This is a genomic window from Dryocola clanedunensis subsp. sulfonylureivorans (genome assembly GCF_016756775.1).
In the GTDB taxonomy this organism is placed as follows: Bacteria; Pseudomonadota; Gammaproteobacteria; order Enterobacterales; family Enterobacteriaceae; genus Dryocola; species Dryocola clanedunensis.
The window spans coordinates 165,187-179,312 of the sequence record NZ_JAERMU010000012.1 but is presented as its reverse complement, the minus strand read 5'-3'; the positions used below and the strand labels follow the sequence as shown (position 1 = coordinate 179,312).

Annotated in this window: 15 protein-coding genes and 1 pseudogene; 11 read left to right on the top strand and 5 right to left on the bottom strand. The window is 54.0% G+C overall.

The window, feature by feature from the left end; genetic code table 11:
- Window positions 1-162: 162 nt before the first annotated feature.
- The 3 genes and pseudogenes from HYQ67_RS14500 to HYQ67_RS14490 all read right to left on the bottom strand — a co-directional run.
- Entirely contained in the window at window positions 163-600 is a 438-nt protein-coding gene (locus HYQ67_RS14500; RefSeq protein ID WP_202304447.1) for a hypothetical protein, read from the bottom strand.
- A 412-nt stretch (window positions 601-1,012) separates the two neighbouring features.
- The gene (nadS, locus tag HYQ67_RS14495) at window positions 1,013-1,303 is read right to left on the bottom strand and encodes a NadS family protein (RefSeq protein WP_202304445.1); all 291 of its coding nucleotides are present in this window, start codon (window positions 1,301-1,303) and stop codon (window positions 1,013-1,015) included.
- A 41-nt stretch (window positions 1,304-1,344) separates the two neighbouring features.
- Window positions 1,345-1,560 (bottom strand): annotated as a pseudogene (locus HYQ67_RS14490) (type II toxin-antitoxin system RelE/ParE family toxin); the annotation flags it as partial.
- A 374-nt stretch (window positions 1,561-1,934) separates the two neighbouring features.
- Between HYQ67_RS14490 and nudI the strand changes: the two are divergent.
- From nudI to ldtE, 11 genes are all read left to right on the top strand, one after another.
- A complete protein-coding gene (gene nudI / locus HYQ67_RS14485) occupies window positions 1,935-2,360 on the top strand; it encodes a nucleoside triphosphatase NudI (RefSeq protein ID WP_202304443.1) in 426 nt (141 codons plus the stop codon).
- Window positions 2,361-2,364: 4 nt separating this feature from the next.
- Complete coding sequence (locus HYQ67_RS14480) at window positions 2,365-3,687, top strand: sensor histidine kinase (RefSeq protein ID WP_202304441.1); 1,323 nt, start codon at window positions 2,365-2,367, stop codon at window positions 3,685-3,687.
- Complete coding sequence (locus tag HYQ67_RS14475) at window positions 3,684-4,307, top strand: response regulator transcription factor (RefSeq protein WP_202304439.1); 624 nt, start codon at window positions 3,684-3,686, stop codon at window positions 4,305-4,307. Before HYQ67_RS14480 ends, HYQ67_RS14475 begins: the two co-directional genes overlap by 4 nt.
- Before the next feature lie 105 nt (window positions 4,308-4,412).
- Window positions 4,413-4,913: a GlcG/HbpS family heme-binding protein gene (locus tag HYQ67_RS14470; protein WP_202304438.1), complete on the top strand. Its 501-nt coding sequence runs from the start codon at window positions 4,413-4,415 to the stop codon at window positions 4,911-4,913.
- A gap of 323 nt (window positions 4,914-5,236) precedes the next feature.
- Window positions 5,237-5,605, top strand: a complete 369-nt coding sequence (gene sufA / locus HYQ67_RS14465) for a Fe-S cluster assembly scaffold SufA (protein WP_202304436.1) — start codon at window positions 5,237-5,239, stop codon at window positions 5,603-5,605.
- 8 nt (window positions 5,606-5,613) lie between these two features.
- Window positions 5,614-7,098, top strand: a complete 1,485-nt coding sequence (gene sufB / locus HYQ67_RS14460; RefSeq protein ID WP_202304424.1) for a Fe-S cluster assembly protein SufB — start codon at window positions 5,614-5,616, stop codon at window positions 7,096-7,098.
- A 16-nt stretch (window positions 7,099-7,114) separates the two neighbouring features.
- Window positions 7,115-7,861 (top strand): Fe-S cluster assembly ATPase SufC, encoded by a 747-nt coding sequence (gene sufC / locus HYQ67_RS14455; RefSeq protein ID WP_202304422.1) that lies wholly within the window; start codon window positions 7,115-7,117, stop codon window positions 7,859-7,861.
- Window positions 7,836-9,116, top strand: a complete 1,281-nt coding sequence (gene sufD, locus HYQ67_RS14450; protein ID WP_202304420.1) for a Fe-S cluster assembly protein SufD — start codon at window positions 7,836-7,838, stop codon at window positions 9,114-9,116. The genes sufC and sufD overlap by 26 nt, the downstream gene beginning before the upstream one ends.
- Window positions 9,113-10,333 carry a cysteine desulfurase SufS gene (sufS, locus tag HYQ67_RS14445; RefSeq protein WP_202304418.1) on the top strand — a complete coding sequence of 407 codons (1,221 nt, stop codon included), beginning with the start codon at window positions 9,113-9,115 and terminating at the stop codon, window positions 10,331-10,333. Before sufD ends, sufS begins: the two co-directional genes overlap by 4 nt.
- A gap of 13 nt (window positions 10,334-10,346) precedes the next feature.
- Window positions 10,347-10,763 (top strand): cysteine desulfuration protein SufE, encoded by a 417-nt coding sequence (sufE, locus tag HYQ67_RS14440; RefSeq protein WP_202304416.1) that lies wholly within the window; start codon window positions 10,347-10,349, stop codon window positions 10,761-10,763.
- Between the two features lie 97 nt (window positions 10,764-10,860).
- A complete protein-coding gene (gene ldtE, locus HYQ67_RS14435; protein ID WP_202304414.1) occupies window positions 10,861-11,910 on the top strand; it encodes a L,D-transpeptidase LdtE in 1,050 nt (349 codons plus the stop codon).
- Window positions 11,911-11,986: 76 nt separating this feature from the next.
- On the opposite strand, the gene HYQ67_RS14430 is transcribed toward ldtE, so the two are convergent.
- Window positions 11,987-12,223: a major outer membrane lipoprotein gene (locus HYQ67_RS14430; RefSeq protein ID WP_034455915.1), complete on the bottom strand. Its 237-nt coding sequence runs from the start codon at window positions 12,221-12,223 to the stop codon at window positions 11,987-11,989.
- A gap of 306 nt (window positions 12,224-12,529) precedes the next feature.
- Window positions 12,530-13,942, bottom strand: a complete 1,413-nt coding sequence (gene pykF, locus HYQ67_RS14425) for a pyruvate kinase PykF (protein ID WP_202304412.1) — start codon at window positions 13,940-13,942, stop codon at window positions 12,530-12,532.
- Between the last annotated feature and the right edge of the window lie 184 nt (window positions 13,943-14,126).

Here is a 14,126-nt window from a genome sequence, read left to right as displayed (position 1 = left end):
GGCGGCGCTGGGTGCAGTAATGCGCAAGCTGGTGCACATGTGCTTCGGGGTGCTTAAAACACGCCTGCCATGGGATGAAAATTATGCAGCTACCGCTTGACGTTCAAGACGGTAGCTACAAAGTCCTCAAACCCTTTGTCGCTTATTAGCCCTACAAAGTCCTCAAACCATCTGTGCTTTGGCGCGTAAGAAACGCGGCGTTTTTAAATCCTCCACCAGCGTATTGACCAGCCGCATTAACAGCCCGCTTAGCTGCTGCGCCGTCTGGCGCGGTAATGCATGGCAACTTAATACGCGTGCCAGCGCCTGGCTGTAATCACATAAATCATCGGAATCCGCAAACTCCCGGGAAGGTGGGAATTCAGAGGGATGATCGACTGATAATTGCTCAATACGCGAAGCGGGCAGCGGCCTGTCCAGATTTTCTTTTAATGCTTCCAGATGCGCGTGAAGGTGATTACAGAGGACGACGCATTCCGTTGGGCTTTCGCTGTCGATTAATATATCGGCTAATAATTCACAGCGTTCGGCCAGATCGATTACGTCGAGGTTATGGGTATTAATAGCTACCGGGATGGGGAAAAGAGTATTCACATTCATTGTGTCGGTTTCCATTAGTGTTTTGTAAAACCGCCACAGGAAACGCCAGGTTCGCTGGTGGCGGACTGAACAGGGTTGGCGTACCGACACTAATGAAACGGCGCATCTGCAGATGCCCCCATCCAGCCCACCATAAATCAGCGAACTGCGAGTATAACTTCATTAATGTTCAGGACGCCAATCCTGGCACCTGATTTTGCAGGTGCGGATTAACTGTATCTATATCCAGAGGAGAAGAAAACCGGCGGTTTGGGAGTCTGGAAAGTGCCTCGCAAACTATTTTGCGAAGTTGCAAAGAATGAAAAAACGACTGTTCAGATTTATATATGGCTGGGGAAATATAATTACAATGAATTGCTTTGTTCGCCCGTGGGCTATAAGGGAGAACAAAGCAGAGTGGCTGGCGTTGCCATTATATAGCGAGCAGATCGTTAATAATGGCCGGGTTATGGTCCAGCATCAGCAGTATTTTAAGCGCGGAGCCTGATGGAAAGCGGCGTTTTTGCTCCCAGCTCTGCACCAGAGAGGGGCTGACGCCAACGGCGCGGGCAAATTCATCCTGCTTCAGTCCAGTCGCCTCACGCAGGGCTTTAACGTCCGGTAGCGGGTGTCGATGGACACGGGCGGGCTGCATTTCCCCTTTCTCAATTGCCACCATTTCTTCCATGCTTTGTACAAGCTCAGTGAAAAGTTGTTTATCCATAACGTACTCCTTAAATTCGCTGGCGGACCCTCCTTCTGGAGCTGATCCATCTGTTGGGTTAGCCGTTTAAGCTGCGTCTTTTCCGCTTGAGTGAGATCTTCTTTGACGTTTTTCGCATACAGAGACAGCAGATAAAGCCTGCCCCGACGAGTGAGGACATAATAAATCACCCGAACACCCCCTCGTTTACCTGCCCCGGGTCTGCACCAGCGAAGCTTTTGGCAGCCACCGGTATTTCTGATGGTGTCGCCGTCCATGTGGCGTTTCATCAGGTAAACTTGGAGCTCCTGGAAGGTATCGTCGTCCAGCAACCCTTCGCATTGTCTGACAAACGTAGGGGTTTCAATAAATTCAAAGCATTCCATTTTCATCTCTTCCCTGTGCTGATTTTATAATCGTACTCCGTGCGATCGTCAAGATTTAATTTCGTACTGAGTACGAGGTTTCACACCTGGACCGAACGGCCATGCAGCTTGAAGTCGTGACTTTATTTTTATTTCAGTGGCAAAAACAACTGCATGAAAAAATTCTGGAAAATGCCTCGCAAATATTCGTTTCACTCTGTCCTCACCCACGACGCCTGCCACCAAATCTGCTAATGTCACACCATCAAAAAGACACGGGAGGTCACATGCGTCAGCGGGTTATTGTTTGTCCTGTTATTGAAAATAACGGTGAGATTCTGCTTTGTAAGATGGCTGGTGACCGGGGCGTATTCCCCGGCCAGTGGGCTCTGTCGGGCGGCGGGATGGAGCCTGGGGAAAACGTTGAGCAGGCGCTGCGGCGTGAGATAGCCGAAGAGCTTGGCGAAGCGTTGCATATCACCCATGTTCAGCCCTGGACGTTCCGGGATGACGTGCGCATCAAAACTTACGCCGATGGCAGTAAAGAAGAGATTTACATGATTTACCTGATTTTTGACTGCGTCAGCGCTAATCGTCAGGTGACGTTTAATGAAGAGTTTCAGGAGACTGTCTGGGTGAAACCTGCCGATCTGCATCGTTATGATTTGAATGAGGCGACCCGGGAAACCTTTATCCAGAAAGGCTGGCTGTAAAAGGATGGTCAAGGGGCTTATCTGGCTATTGCTGACCCTGCTTTCAGGGGGCGGCATCGTCGTCTATTCGTTGCATCAGCAGTACGAAGACCAGAGCGCGGAGTTCCGTATCCTGTACCGCGATATCACCGTTAAGCTCTCTCAAAACGACGTTATTCTTTCGCTGCTCTCCAACAGCAGCGATCCGGCTGAGGTTCAGCAAAAATTTCCCTATATTTTACGCTGGCAAACGCAGCCGCATCAGCCGCCAAAGCCTGACCTGAACCCCGACCGGCCGGGAACCTACTGGCTGAACTCCCCGCAGGGTTCGCTGCTTATCGATTTGCCAACTTTGCTGGCAGACGTCATCCGTAATCAGCCTTTTCACCACTTAAGCCTGCGCTGGCAGGATAAGCATCTCATCACGAGAGGGGAAAAGGGTACGGATGACTGGTGGCGCTGGGACAAACTGATTCACAGCCCGTCGCAGCCGCTTCATTTAGCGGTTACCAATAACCCGGACTGGCGGCACATGCCCTGGCTGCTGATGATCCTGCTCGGCTTTACCTGGGCTGCGGTTATCTACTTTTATACCCAGTATCAGGCTACGATGCGGCAGCGCAATATCGCAGACCTGCGCGCGCACTTCTCTGAAATATCCCGTCTGAACGCGATGGGAGAAATTGCCGCCGGGATGGTCCATGAGCTGAATCAGCCGCTGACCGCCATCCTCAGCTATTCGCAAACTGCGCAGCGGCTCATTGGTCAGGACAAGGCAGATAAAGCGCTGCCGCTGCTGGACGCTTCGGTGGTGCAGACAAAACGCATCAGCGCGTTGTTAACGTCGCTGAAGGAAAAAATTAACAGCGATGAGCAGGCTCTGCAGCCGGTAGACCTGAATGAGATCTGGGCGAGGGTGGTGACGCTGCTGGAATATGAACTGGCGAAAGGGCGGGTATCCATTATTAACAGGCTGCCGGAAAAATTGCCGAAGCTGCGCGCCTCACCGCTGGCCGTTGAACAAATCCTTCACAATCTGCTCAGCAACGCCATTTATGCGCAGCAGGGGACGCCCGACGGTAAAGCGTGGGTGGCTATCGACGCCGGGCAGCAGAGTGAAAATCTGGTTATCAGCATCACTGACGGCGGGCCAGGGCTGTCCGAACAGGGCCTGCTGCAGGTGTTTATGCCGTTCTTCACCACCCGGGCAGAAGGCCTGGGGCTGGGGATGGCGCTGACGGAGACGCTGGTGCAAAGGTATGGCGGCAGCATCGCGGCGGCAAACAGCGCAACCGGGGGAGCCTGTTTTACCCTGACATTCCCCCTTCTCGGGCAGGAGACAGCATGACGCAGTACATTTACCTTGTTGATGACGACGAAGCTATTCGCCTTTCGCTGAGCGCCCTGCTGGCAACCATGGGCTGGGAAACGAAAGCCTATGACAGCGTGCAGAGTTTTCAGCAGGGCGAAGGGGATTTGCCTTCCCTTAGCGGCTGTCTGCTGCTGGATATCCGCATGCCGGGCAAATCGGGGCTGGCGCTGCTGGAGAGCGGCCTGCCGGAAGGCTTTTCCCTTCCCGTTATCATGATGACCGGGCATGGCAATATCGATCTCTGCCGCCGGGCGTTCAAAAACGGCGCGTTTGAATTTCTGACCAAGCCCGTAGACGCCGACCTGCTGATAGAAACCGTGAGCGCAGCGCTTGAGCAGCAGCGTCAGCAAGAACAGGAACGGGAGAAGTTTGCTGATTTGCAGGCTAAGCTCGCCACGCTCTCGGCCCGTGAACAGGAGGTCATGGCGCTAATCATGCAGGGGAAATCCAACAAAGAGATGGCAAAAGATCTCAACCTCTCGCCGCGAACGGTTGAAGCCCATCGCGCCAGCCTTTTTGCCCGGCTGGAAATTAACTCGCTGGCGAAGCTCATTAATATTTATGGCGGATTACAGGGGCCGGACGGTACTACGTAAAATTACCTGGTCCGCCTGGTATTCGTCCGAATAGTGCCGCCCCCCACGTTTCGGTACCTTAACTCACGTAAACCATCTTCCGAGTTCCGAGTTAAGGGAAAAAACATGAAAAAAACACTGCTGTTAACCGCTGTCCTGTTCGGCAGCACCGCCGTTATTCCCGCGTTCGCCGCAGGCGTGCTGACCGAAAAGAATATTTCTCTGGAATACGCCGAGCAGCTAGCGCAGAAAGCCGTTGAGGCCTGTAGCGCGAAAAACTATAACGTAGCGGTTACCGTGGTGGATCGCGGTGGGGTGGTGAAAGTGGTTAAGCGCATGGACAATGCAGGCCCACACACCCTGGAAGCGAGCCGCATGAAAGCCTTTACCGCCCTCAGCACAAAATCCGTAACGGGTGACGTCATGAAGAATTCTCAGGAAAATGCGGGCGCACAAAACCTGCGTGACATTCCGGGCTTCCTGCTGCTTGGCGGCGGCGTGCCGGTGAAGGTCGATAGCCAGACCATCGGTGCAATAGGTATTGGCGGAGCGCCAGGCGGTAATCTCGATCAGCAGTGCGCGGTTGATGCGCTGGAAGCGACTAAATCGCTGCTGAATGCTTCCTGATTTTCATTTCCCTTTTCTCAAGCGCGGGCTTTCGGCCCGCGCCATCGTTTTTGCTTTTACCTCTCAATTAAATAGATATTCTCTATACATCTTTTGCTTTCTACCGCTCAGGCCGCGTACTGCCGGTCAAAACCCCATTGTTTCAGCGGCTTAAACAGCTCTTTTCGCCATCTGCAAGAGTTTGCACAGGGTCTATCCTTAGTAAAGACGTCCAAAAAAACAGCATTTCGCGAATACCCCTGTTATCAGGATGTTGTATTGATAATAGTTATCATTAACATAGGGGCATCGGCCTTTGGGCGCTTTTAACAGTGAGGTGAACTATGGATGTGCAAACCGGTAGCTTCGATCCCAATGAATTCGCCTGGCAGGGGCTGACGCTGACGCCAGAGGCGGGCGCGCATATTCGTAAGCTGGCAGGCCAGCAGCCGGACCTGCTCGGCGTGCGGCTGAGCATCAAACAGACCGGCTGCGCCGGATTCGGCTACGTGCTGGATACCGTTACAGAACCCCACAAGGACGACCTCCTCTTTGAAATGGAGGGGGCAAAGCTGTGGGTTCCGCTGTCGGCCATGCCGTTTATCGACGGCACCGAGGTTGACTACGTGCGCGAAGGATTAAACGAGATTTTCAAATTCAACAACCCGAAAGCGCAGCACGAATGTGGCTGCGGCGAAAGCTTTGGGGTGTAGGCGGGATTATGTCACGTAATACTGAAACGTCTGACGAAGTACAAACCTGGGCGGGTAGCCATCATTATAAAGAGGGCTTTTTCACCCAGCTGAAGACCGACGAAATGGCGCACGGCATCAATGAGGAGGTGGTGCGGGCCATCTCTGCCCGACGCAACGAGCCGGAGTGGATGCTGGAATTTCGCCTGAATGCCTACCGTGCCTGGGTGCAGATGGAAGAGCCGCACTGGCTGAAGGCGAACTACGAAAAGCTTAACTATCAGGATTACAGTTACTATTCGGCTCCCTCCTGCGGCAGCTGCGATGATAACTGTGAATCCCAGCCTGGCGCCGTTCAGCAGCCGGGCAGCAATGCTTACCTGACAGGGGAAGTGGAAGACGCCTTTAAGCAGCTGGGCGTGCCGGTGCGCGAAGGTTCAGAGGTTGCGGTGGATGCAATTTTCGACTCCGTCTCCGTAGCAACAACCTATCGTGAGAAGCTTTCCGAGCAGGGGATCATCTTCTGCTCCTTTGGCGAGGCCATTCACGAATTCCCTGACCTGGTGAAAAAATATCTGGGCACGGTCGTGCCGAGCAACGATAACTTCTTCGCCGCGCTCAACGCAGCGGTAGCTTCCGACGGCACCTTTATCTATGTGCCGAAGGGCGTGCGCTGCCCGATGGAGCTGTCTACCTACTTCCGCATCAACGCGGAAAAAACCGGCCAGTTCGAACGTACCATTCTGATTGCCGACGAAGGCAGCTACGTCAGCTATATCGAAGGTTGTTCAGCGCCGGTTCGCGACAGCTACCAGCTTCACGCGGCGGTGGTGGAAGTCATCATTCATCGCGATGCGGAGGTGAAATACTCCACGGTGCAGAACTGGTTCCCCGGCGACGGCAATACCGGCGGCATTCTTAACTTCGTGACCAAGCGCGCGCTGTGCGAAGGCGAGAACAGCAAGATGTCCTGGACGCAGTCGGAAACCGGCTCGGCTATTACCTGGAAGTATCCGAGCGTGATCCTGCGCGGCGATAACTCCATCGGCGAATTTTTCTCCGTGGCGCTGACCGCCGGGCATCAGCAGGCGGACACCGGCACCAAGATGATCCACATCGGCAAAAACACCAAATCGACGATTATCTCGAAGGGGATCTCCGCAGGTCACAGCCAGAACAGCTATCGCGGGCTGGTGAAAATCATGCCGACGGCGACCAACGCCCGCAACTTCACCCAGTGCGACTCAATGCTTATCGGCCCGGACAGCGGGGCGCATACCTTCCCGTACGTGGAGTGCCGTAACAATACGGCACAGCTGGAGCACGAAGCCACCACGTCGCGTATCGGTGAAGATCAGCTGTTCTACTGTTTACAGCGCGGTATTGCCCAGGACGATGCGATTTCGATGATCGTCAACGGCTTCTGTAAGGACGTCTTCTCTGAGCTGCCGCTCGAATTCGCGGTGGAAGCACAAAAACTATTAGCGATTAGCCTCGAACACAGCGTCGGTTAAAGATTAAGGGAACACTATGTTAAGCATTAAAGATTTGCAGGTTAGCGTTGAGGACAAAGAGATCCTGCGTGGCTTAAGCCTCGACATCAAGCCGGGCGAAGTCCATGCCATTATGGGGCCGAACGGCTCAGGGAAAAGTACGCTTTCTGCCACGCTGGCCGGGCGCGACGACTATGAAGTCACCGGCGGACAGGTGCATTTCAAAGGCAAAGATCTGCTGGAACTATCCCCGGAAGAGCGCGCCGGCGAAGGCATCTTCATGGCATTCCAGTATCCAGTGGAAATTCCCGGCGTCAGCAACCAGTTCTTTCTGCAAACCGCGCTGAATGCGGTGCGCGAATATCGCGGCCAGGAGGAACTCGACCGTTTCGACTTCCAGGATTTGATGGAAGAAAAAATCAAACTGCTGAAAATGCCGGAAGATCTGCTGACCCGCTCGGTCAACGTCGGCTTTTCCGGCGGCGAGAAGAAACGCAATGACATTCTGCAAATGGCGGTGCTGGAGCCTGAGCTGTGCATCCTGGATGAGTCGGATTCCGGTCTGGACATCGACGCCCTGAAAATCGTGGCGGAAGGGGTGAACTCCCTGCGCGACGGTAACCGTGCCTTCGTCATCGTCACCCACTACCAGCGCATCCTGGACTACATTAAGCCTGACTTTGTCCACGTACTTTATCAGGGGCGCATTGTGAAATCGGGTGATTTCAGTCTGGTGAAACAACTTGAGGAGCAGGGTTATGGCTGGCTTACCGAACAGCAGTAGCGGCAACGCTCTTCAGCAGTGGCACCACCTGTTCGAGGCTGGCGGCGACGGGCGCAGCAAAGAGGCCCAGGAACACATGCAGCAGATGCTGCGTCTGGGCCTGCCAACCCGCAAGCACGAGAACTGGAAATACACGCCGCTGGAAGGCCTGCTGAATAATCAGTTTGTTCTGCCAGCCCCGCAGGCGGTAACGAAGCCGGAGCGCGATGCGCTCGCCTTGCCGGGAGATGCGTGGCGGCTGGTCTTTGTTGACGGGCGCTACAGCGCAGAGCTTAGCGACGATCTGACCAATAGCGGTTATGAGATTAATTTCGATGCCCCACGTCAGTCATTGCCTGCGGCGGTACAGGGAGAGGTTTTCCTGCATCTGACGGAAAGCCTGGCCGAAAAGGTCACTCACATTCAGGTGGCGCGCAATCACAATCCTGCCAAAGCATTGCTGCTGATGCATATCAGCCGGGGCAGCGGGCAGGGTGAGATGAATACCGCGCACTACCGGCATCATCTGACGCTGGGGGAAGGCGCGCGTGCGACCGTCATCGAACATTACGTCAGCTTTGATGAACAGCCGCATTTTACCGGTTCGCGCCTGACTGCCGATGTAGCGGCCAACGCCCAGCTCCGGCATTACAAGCTGGCGTTTGAAAACGCGCGGGGCTACCACTTTGCCCACAACGATCTGGTTGTTGCGCAGGACGCAACGGTGGAAAGCAACAGCTTCCTGCTCGGGGCCGCAGTATTGCGCCACAACACCAGCACCCAGCTCAACGGCGAAAATACCACGCTGCGCATGAACAGCCTGGCGCTGCCGGTGAACAACGAAGTGTGCGATACGCGCACCTGGCTTGAGCACAACAAAGGCTACTGCAACAGCCGCCAGCTGCATAAAACCATAGTGCGTGACAAAGGGCGTGCGGTGTTTAACGGCATGATTAAAGTGGCGCAGCATGCGATCAAAACCGACGGGCAGATGACCAACAACAACCTGCTGTTAGGGCGTCTGGCAGAGGTTGATACCAAGCCGCAGCTTGAAATTTATGCCGATGACGTTAAGTGCAGCCACGGCGCAACCATTGGCCGCATCGACGATGAACAGATGTTCTACCTGCGCTCGCGCGGCATCAATGAGCGGGCCGCACAGCAGATGATTATCTACGCCTTTGCCGCTGAGCTGACGGAAAGCATCCACGACGAGGCGTTAAAACAGCAGGTGCTGGCGAGGATCGGCCAGCGCTTTGCAGGGGGCGAAGCATGAGTTTTTCAATCGACCAGGTGCGTGCCGATTTCCCGATTTTAAGCCGGGAGGTCAACGGCCAGCCGCTGGTCTATCTCGACAGCGCCGCCAGCGCTCAGAAACCGCAGGCGGTGATTGACGCCGAGCTGGATTTCTACAGCCACGGCTATGCTGCGGTGCACCGCGGTATACACACGCTGAGCGCGGAAGCTACGCAGCTGATGGAAAGCGTCCGCAATCAGGTTGCCAGCTTCGTTAATGCAAAAGTGCCGGAGGAGATCGTCTTCGTGCGCGGCACCACCGAGGGCATTAACCTGGTGGCGAACAGCTGGGGGCGGGCGAACGTCCGGGCCGGGGATAACATTATTATCTCCGCCATGGAGCACCACGCGAATATCGTGCCGTGGCAGATGCTTTGCGAACAGGCGGGAGCCACGCTGCGGGTGATCCCGCTCAATGCTGACGGCACCCTGGCGCTGGAAGTGTTCCCGACGCTGATTGACGAGCGGACCAGGCTGCTGGCGATAACCCACGTTTCGAACGTGTTGGGCACTGAAAACCCGGTTCGCGAAATGATTGCCACCGCCCATCAGGCGGGTATTAAAGTGTTGGTGGACGGCGCGCAGGCCATCATGCACCACGCGGTTGACGTGCAGGCGCTGGACTGCGATTTCTATCTGTTCTCGGGCCATAAAATTTACGGCCCAACAGGTATTGGCGTCCTCTATGCGCGCGACGAAATTTTGCAGGACATGCAGCCGTGGGAAGGGGGCGGCTCGATGATCGCCACCGTCAGCCTGACCGAAGGCACGACGTATGCCGCCGCGCCCTGGCGTTTTGAGGCAGGTACGCCAAACACCGCAGGGATTATCGGCCTGGGCGCCGCGCTGCGTTACGTAGAGAGCCTGGGGCTGCAGGAGATTGGCGAGTACGAGCAAACGCTGATGCGCTATGCTCAGCAGGCGTTAAAAACCGTGTCGGACCTGACAGTATACGGGCCGGACAGCCGGCTTGGCGTCATCGCCTTTAACCTTGGCAAACATCATGCGTACGACGTGGGCAGCTTCCTGGATAACTACGGCATCGCCGTAAGAACAGGGCACCACTGCGCAATGCCGCTGATGGCACATTATCAGGTTCCGGCGATGTGTCGCGCATCCTTTGCGATGTATAACACCGAAGAAGAGGTGGACAGGCTGGTGGCCGGGCTGCAACGCATCCACCGTCTGCTGGGCTGACAGGGAGAACGCTATGGCCACGCTGCCAGACAAAGAGAAACTGCTGAAGAACTTCAGCCGCTGTGCGAACTGGGAAGAGAAGTATCTGTACATCATCGAGCTGGGCGGGCGCCTGCCGGAGCTTGCGCCGGAACAGCACGCGCCTGCCAATATCATCCAGGGCTGCCAGAGCAAGGTGTGGATTGTGATGGAGCAGCAGCCGGACGGCGTCATAACGCTTAAAGGAGACAGTGACGCTGCCATTGTCAAAGGGCTGATTGCAGTCGTGTTTATTCTTTATCACCAGATGACGCCGCAGGATATTGTTGCTTTCGACGTGCGTCCCTGGTTTGAAAAGCTGGCGCTTGCCCAGCACCTCACGCCTTCCCGCTCTCAGGGGCTGGAGGCAATGATCCGCGCCATCCGCACCAAAGCCGCCAATCTTAGCTAAACTTAAAGAACAGCTTTCATCCTGTTAACGCGAGGTAATTTATTACCTCGCAGATCTTCAGCATTCCGGCATTCGCCGGTGAATACAGGAATACAATATGAAATGCGCGTTCACGAAAATAACTCTCGTTTTTCTCAGCGCTCTGGCAGCAAGCCAGTCGGCATGGGCCGTTGATTATTTATTACCCCCTCCGGGCAGCCGGATAATTGGCGAAAATCAGACGTACGTTGTCCCGAATGACGGTAAAAATCTGGAAGCCGTAGCGGCAAAATACAACACTGGGGTGCTGTTATTGCTTGAAGCGAACAACACGGTAGATCCTTTTTTGCCAAAAGCGGGCAGTGAGTTAGTTATTCCGTCACAAATGATTCTGCCGGATACGCCAAGAGAAGGCATTGTCATTAATCTGGCGGAGCTGCGTCTGTATTATTTTCCGCCCGGGCAAAACCGCGTAGAAGTTTATCCATTAGGCATTGGCCAGTTAGGCCGAGAAACGCCGGTAATGGTCACGCGTATCAGCCAGAAGATCCCTAATCCTACCTGGACACCTACCGCGAACATTCGCGCTCGTTCTTTGGCTCAGGGGATCAGTCTACCTGCGGTCGTTCCCGCCGGGCCTAACAATCCTCTGGGGCGTTACGCGCTGCGTCTGGAGAAAGGGGGCGGGGAATATCTTATTCATGGGACAAATGCCCGCAACAGTATCGGGCTACGGGTCAGCTCAGGATGTATGCGGATGAGAGCGCCGGATATTAAAGCGCTATTCAGCCAGGTCGCCTGGGGAACACGGGTGGAAATCATCAATGAGCCAGTGAAATTTACCACCGAGCCGGATGGCAAACGCTATGTGGAAGTGCATCAGCCGCTGTCGCGTAATGACTGGGAAAATCCTCAAACTGTTCCGATTGCCATCTCAGCCACCTTTGGGGCCTTTATAGACAATCCTTTAAGTGATAAAGCACAGGTAGACAGTGCGATAGTCAGAAGGGCTGGTTATCCGGTGCTGGTGAACGCGCAGCAGGGTGTTCCGTCACAACCTGTGAATATTGCGCCTGTACAGAGCGTCAGGGCGGCTCCAGGCGCTGCGCCAGACACGGAGGCGACAAACACCATGGTCAGCGGTCAAAGTAGCGTGGTGATGCGTTAGAGGAGATATTCAGGGCGGGAATGATTCAGGCAAAAAAAATGGCGCACAATGTGCGCCATTTTCATTACAGGTACTCTTACTTACGGTAAGAGTGAGCCTGGTTGTCCAGACGCTGGTTAGCGCGAGCTGCGTCGTCTTTAGCAGCCTGAACGTCAGAACGCATTGCGTTCACGTCGTTGCTCAGCTGATCAACTTTAGCGTTCAGAGTCTGAACGTCAGAAGACAGTTGATCGATTTTAGCGTTAGAAGAACAACCTGCCAGCATAGTAGAAGCCAGGATTACCGCGCCCAGTACCAGTTTAGTACGATTCATTATTAATACCCTCTAGATTGAGTTAATCTCCATGTAGCGCTACAAGTATTACACAAAGTTTTTTGAGTTGAGAATAAATTTTTGATGGGAAAGCACTTAAATTTGATCGTTCGCTCAAAGAAACACCGAACCGGCGCGAAAAGTTAAAAAAAACTAAGAAAACAGGGAGTTTTCATCGGATTCATCTTAATAAAATCGCGCTTAAATAGTTCAGGCCGATTTGCTTTTTTATTATTTTTGTCTAAAGCGGCAATAAAAAAAGCGCCCGCAGGCGCTTTTTAACAAAATATTCGTTCGCAAGGTTAATTACAGAACGTGAACAGATGCCGTATTGGTGGTGCCACTTGGAACCAGCGCGCCGGAAACCATCACGACGATATCGCCTTTACGAGCCAGACCACTTTCCAGCGCCACATCTTTACCCAGACGGTAGAAATCATCGGTAGAAGCAATTTCTTTCACCAGCTGTGGCACAACGCCTTTGCTCAGCACGAGCTGACGAGCGGTAACTTCGTTGGTGGTCAGGGCAAGGATAGTGGCGTTCGGGAAGTATTTACGCACGGCCTTAGCAGATTTACCGCCCTGGGTTGCCACAACAATCAGCGGCGCTTCCAGTTTCTCAGCGGTTTCTACTGCACCACGACATACCGCTTCGGTGATGCGCAGCTTACGGCTGTCCTGGTTGTTGTCCAGACGGCTGGTCATCACACGGTCAGTACGTTCGCAGATGGTTGCCATGATAGTCACAGCTTCCAGCGGGTATTTCCCTTTCGCAGATTCGCCAGACAGCATGACTGCATCCGTGCCGTCGATGATGGCGTTAGCAACGTCACCCGCTTCTGCACGAGTAGGGCGTGGGTTTTTGATCATGGAGTCAAGCATCTGCGTCGCAGTGATAACCACTTTACGAGCGCGCACGCATTTCTCGATCATCATCTTCTGCGCGAAGATAACTTCTTCAACCGGGATTTCAACGCCCAGGTCGCCACGAGCAACCATGATGCCGTCAGAAGCTTCGAGGATTTCGTCGAAGTTATTCAGGCCTTCCTGGTTTTCAATTTTGGAGATGATCTGGATCTTCTCGCCGCCGTGGGCTTTTAAGTGCTCACGGATTTCAACCACGTCAGAACGCTTACGGATAAAGGAAGCCGCAACGAAGTCAACGCCTTGCTCACAACCGAAGATCAGGTCTTGTTTGTCTTTCTCGGCCAGGGCTGGCAGCGCGATGGAAACGCCCGGCAGGTTAACGCCTTTGTTTTCGCCCAGGTCGCCGTTGTTCAGTACTTTACAAACAACGTTTTTGCCTTCGATAGCGGTCACTTCCATACCGATCAGGCCATCATCGACCAGCACGGTGTTACCCACGCTCAGGTCGCTGGTGAAGCCTTCGTAAGTCACAGCAACGATATCGCTGTTACCCACAACGGTTTTGTCCGTGGTGAAGGTGAAGGTCTGGCCAGCTTTCAGGGAGACGTCATTACCGCCTTCCAGTTTGATGGTGCGGATTTCAGGACCTTTGGTATCCAGCAGGATAGCTGCTTTCTTACCAGTTTTAGCCACCACGTTGCGCAGGTTTTTGATGCGCTGGCCGTGTTCAGCATAGTCACCGTGAGAGAAGTTAAGACGCATAACGTTCATGCCCGCGTCGAGCATTTTGGTCAGCATCTCTTCGGATTCGGTTTTTGGACCGATGGTGCAAACAATTTTAGTCTTTTTCATGACAGTCTTATCTGTAAGTTGAGAAGGATTGTTAAAAGCTGGTTCCGGTGGACACTGCCGCCGGAGCGGAAATTGAAGCTGATAATGTTATAGCGACACCAGGTAAGGATAGGTGACAGACATAAAGCGTGCAGAGGAAAGTGTGCTTGCGGTTCAGCCTGCCGGAAGGAAGTGCGATTTTGAT

Bases quoted from the DNA above. Each gene is read 5' to 3' on its own strand.
- HYQ67_RS14480 (WP_202304441.1), top strand. From the start codon at position 2,365: ATGGTCAAGGGGCTTATCTGGCTATTGCTGACCCTGCTTTCAGGGGGC.
- sufA (WP_202304436.1), top strand. From the start codon at position 5,237: ATGGATGTGCAAACCGGTAGCTTCGATCCCAATGAATTCGCCTGGCAG.
- pykF (WP_202304412.1), bottom strand. From the start codon at position 13,942: ATGAAAAAGACTAAAATTGTTTGCACCATCGGTCCAAAAACCGAATCC.
- HYQ67_RS14430 (WP_034455915.1), bottom strand. From the start codon at position 12,223: ATGAATCGTACTAAACTGGTACTGGGCGCGGTAATCCTGGCTTCTACT.
- HYQ67_RS14470 (WP_202304438.1), top strand. From the start codon at position 4,413: ATGAAAAAAACACTGCTGTTAACCGCTGTCCTGTTCGGCAGCACCGCC.
- sufB (WP_202304424.1), top strand. From the start codon at position 5,614: ATGTCACGTAATACTGAAACGTCTGACGAAGTACAAACCTGGGCGGGT.
- HYQ67_RS14500 (WP_202304447.1), bottom strand. From the start codon at position 600: ATGAATGTGAATACTCTTTTCCCCATCCCGGTAGCTATTAATACCCAT.
- nadS (WP_202304445.1), bottom strand. From the start codon at position 1,303: ATGGATAAACAACTTTTCACTGAGCTTGTACAAAGCATGGAAGAAATG.
- ldtE (WP_202304414.1), top strand. From the start codon at position 10,861: ATGAAATGCGCGTTCACGAAAATAACTCTCGTTTTTCTCAGCGCTCTG.
- sufC (WP_202304422.1), top strand. From the start codon at position 7,115: ATGTTAAGCATTAAAGATTTGCAGGTTAGCGTTGAGGACAAAGAGATC.
- sufS (WP_202304418.1), top strand. From the start codon at position 9,113: ATGAGTTTTTCAATCGACCAGGTGCGTGCCGATTTCCCGATTTTAAGC.
- sufE (WP_202304416.1), top strand. From the start codon at position 10,347: ATGGCCACGCTGCCAGACAAAGAGAAACTGCTGAAGAACTTCAGCCGC.
- sufD (WP_202304420.1), top strand. From the start codon at position 7,836: ATGGCTGGCTTACCGAACAGCAGTAGCGGCAACGCTCTTCAGCAGTGG.
- HYQ67_RS14475 (WP_202304439.1), top strand. From the start codon at position 3,684: ATGACGCAGTACATTTACCTTGTTGATGACGACGAAGCTATTCGCCTT.
- nudI (WP_202304443.1), top strand. From the start codon at position 1,935: ATGCGTCAGCGGGTTATTGTTTGTCCTGTTATTGAAAATAACGGTGAG.